The organism is Microcoleus sp. PH2017_24_DOB_U_A, assembly GCF_020738205.1.
Lineage (GTDB): Bacteria > Cyanobacteriota > Cyanobacteriia > Cyanobacteriales > Microcoleaceae > Microcoleus.
Window position 1 is genome coordinate 1 of record NZ_JAEQCT010000210.1, and the last position, 1,974, is coordinate 1,974.

The 1,974-nt window shown below is 41.4% G+C and carries 2 protein-coding genes and 1 pseudogene; all 3 read left to right on the forward strand.

All coding sequences use genetic code 11. The features are described 5' to 3' along the window. Positions 1–140 precede the first annotated feature (140 nt). Positions 141–332: pseudogene (locus JGK07_RS33055) on the forward strand (ISAs1 family transposase); the annotation flags it as partial. Between the two features lie 218 nt (positions 333–550). Further along, positions 551–832, forward strand: coding sequence for a hypothetical protein (locus JGK07_RS33060; RefSeq protein WP_293291244.1), 282 nt, complete (start codon positions 551–553; stop codon positions 830–832). 171 nt (positions 833–1,003) lie between these two features. Continuing rightward, the gene (locus tag JGK07_RS33065; protein ID WP_293187210.1) at positions 1,004–1,393 is read left to right on the forward strand and encodes a hypothetical protein; all 390 of its coding nucleotides are present in this window, start codon (positions 1,004–1,006) and stop codon (positions 1,391–1,393) included. Positions 1,394–1,974: the final 581 nt, after the last annotated feature.

Consider the following 1,974-nt stretch of genomic DNA (forward strand, 5'->3'; position numbering starts at 1 on the left):
TGATGCCGAGTTTTACCGTTCCGACTAACTTCTTTTGAGCCACAATTAGGGCAACAATTAATTTCTAATGTCATATCACGCTATGGCAAACACTTCTCTGATTATAGCTTGCTTCGATCCTTTCCTTCAGGGCACTACCTAAATACGAATGGTTAAAGAAAATTTTATAATTACCGAATGGCATACCCTCACACGACACAATTGCGAGAGTATTTTCTCGTCTCAAGCCGGAGCAATTTCAGAAATATTTTTTGAGTTGGATTCAATCTATTAGTTGCTTTAATCCAGGAGAGGTGATCGCAATTGATGGCAAAACTCTTCGCCATTCTTACTGTAGTTTAGACTAACCAAAGATGAGAACGGTGGCAAAAGAAGAACTAGAGCCACCGCGCCAGGAGAGAATGAGGGTGAAAAAGAAAACCTATCCACTCCTTAAATGAACAGTGAACGATTAAAGGACTTTCGTCAAGCAGCATATGAATTATTGGTGCAAGCTCTCGTATGCAACATTCGAGCTGATGGATTCAGTGATGACCACCAGAAATGCGTCATGTTTAGCGGAATTTTCACTCAATCCATTATTCTCTTCGTCAATGGCAAGCGCATCTATGAAGCATTACAAGACTGTAGACCAGACCGAAAAAAACTGATGCTGCTGTATCTAGAGCAATTACAGAAAGAAGCAGCCCCAACGGAACATATATTAGTAGCAATCAAGACAGAACCCATGAATATCAGAGCGGCTGCATTGTGGGACAGGGGTACAGTACAATTGCGTGGATACCTGAAGCGATCGGAAGTTGGGCATTACCCCTGCTCCATGAAAGAATAAGTAGTGGGTCTTCACCCATACTTCAAGCAGCTTCCCAACTTAAACTTGTCTGTGAACAAAGCATCAATCCAGTATTAGCAGTCTTAGACCGAGAATATGGCAATGCAAGTTGGGTGCTAGCGCTAAAGCAAGCTTCCATTCAAGCTGATTGTTTAATGAGAGTCCGAAAGAATGCCTGAAGAGTGGTCAGCACCACCAGCCTATAGTGGTCGCGGTAGACCACCCAAACATGGGCAAAAAATGAGACTCAATGACCCAACCACATGGCTCCAAGCGGATACAGAGATTGAAATTGACGAACATCCAGATTTGGGAAAAGTCCGAGTCAGACAATGGATTGACTTGCATTTTTATCGCGCCCCTGGACAAAAAGTCAATTTAATCCTGGTGGAAAGAATGAAGCCCATGTCAAATGGTCAGCCATTTCCACCCTTATGGTTGGCTTGGGTTGGAGAACGAACTCTACCCAAGCGAAACTGTTTGGTTCAAATATTTACGACGCTTTGGAGTCGATCATTGGTATCGATTTGCGAAGCAAAGATTGCATTGGACATTGCCTAACTTGAGAACTCCTGAACAATCTGAACGTTGGAGTGATTTAATGCCGTTGATGAGTTGGCAACTCTGGCTAGCTAGGGATTTAGTGGTTGAGAATGTCTTACCTTGGCAATCTGCTACTATCAATTTAACCCCTGGACGTGTTGCCGAATCAATGTTTTCGCTTTTAGTTGACATTGGTACTCCCACAAAAATCCCTAAACATAGGGGAAAATCCCCCGGCTGGGAAAAAGGAAGGGTACGAACTAAGGCACCATGCTATCCTACCGTTAAAAAACGGGTTTCTCGACGCAAAAAGTCTTCAAGGTTAGCTATTTAATCTTCTACTTTTTGAGTTTTTTAGCAACAGCTTGCCTGAGATTCAAAGGTGGCTACTTTTAGCTGCGCTCATTTTTTAGTCTAAACTACAGTCATTCTAGACAAACGATGTAACCCACATTCCGCACTTCTGGTTTTGATGACTAAGGATTTTCATAAATTCATCGTATGAAAAATATTTTTGCCTACCTTTTCTAATTTTGGTATTATTATCATCAAATTTTGGCTATATACAATGAATTTAAATTAAGAGATATTTCCTAATA

Excerpts from the sequence above, each read along its gene's own strand:
- JGK07_RS33060 (WP_293291244.1), top strand. The coding sequence starts at position 551 with ATGTTTAGCGGAATTTTCACTCAATCCATTATTCTCTTCGTCAATGGC.
- JGK07_RS33065 (WP_293187210.1), top strand. The coding sequence starts at position 1,004 with ATGCCTGAAGAGTGGTCAGCACCACCAGCCTATAGTGGTCGCGGTAGA.